Raw genomic sequence first — 567 nt, forward strand, 5'->3', positions numbered from 1 at the left:
AATTAAAATAATCCCCATCTTCTTTTGTTAATGCGATATTTATATTAAGTCTTCTAATTAACTTATTTCGTAGCCATGAAAAAGGCTTATTATTTAGATAGTAAGTGGAAGTATGATCGCAGCCTATTATTATATTTTTATTTCTACTAAAAAAAGAAAATATAATAGAAAGTAATGGAGAAGAAGTAATCCAAATTTCATTATGTTTATTCTGAAAATAAGGCTTTATTCTTAAATAAGATTTGTATATCCATATAACTTTTTGAATTGGTGAGAGCTTAGTTGTTTCATATATAGGCAATTTTAAAGTAATTAATTTTACCTTTTTATTTAATTCAAAAGCAGATTCAGAAATTGCAGATAGGCTATAAATAGAAACATTCATTCCTATTTTTATAAAAGCATTGGAAAGAAGAGAAATAACTCTTAGTACACCTCCGCGATGATTCTTATCAAAGCTATGGACAATAAAATTTATATTATAGCTCATGATCTACTCCTAAACTTAACTGAAGCTAATAATAAAAGAGTTTGTGTCGACATAACAGCAGGTATATAGTGTAGAAA

Annotated in this window: 1 protein-coding gene; it reads right to left on the minus strand. The window is 26.1% G+C overall.

The genetic code is table 11. The features are described 5' to 3' along the window. A partial coding sequence (locus HMPREF9371_RS12700; protein WP_156787065.1) for a glycosyltransferase family protein occupies positions 1-490 on the minus strand: 490 nt, incomplete at its 3' end. Positions 491-567 lie beyond the last annotated feature (77 nt).

The sequence above is a fragment of the Neisseria shayeganii 871 genome (assembly GCF_000226875.1).
GTDB lineage: Bacteria > Pseudomonadota > Gammaproteobacteria > Burkholderiales > Neisseriaceae > Eikenella > Eikenella shayeganii.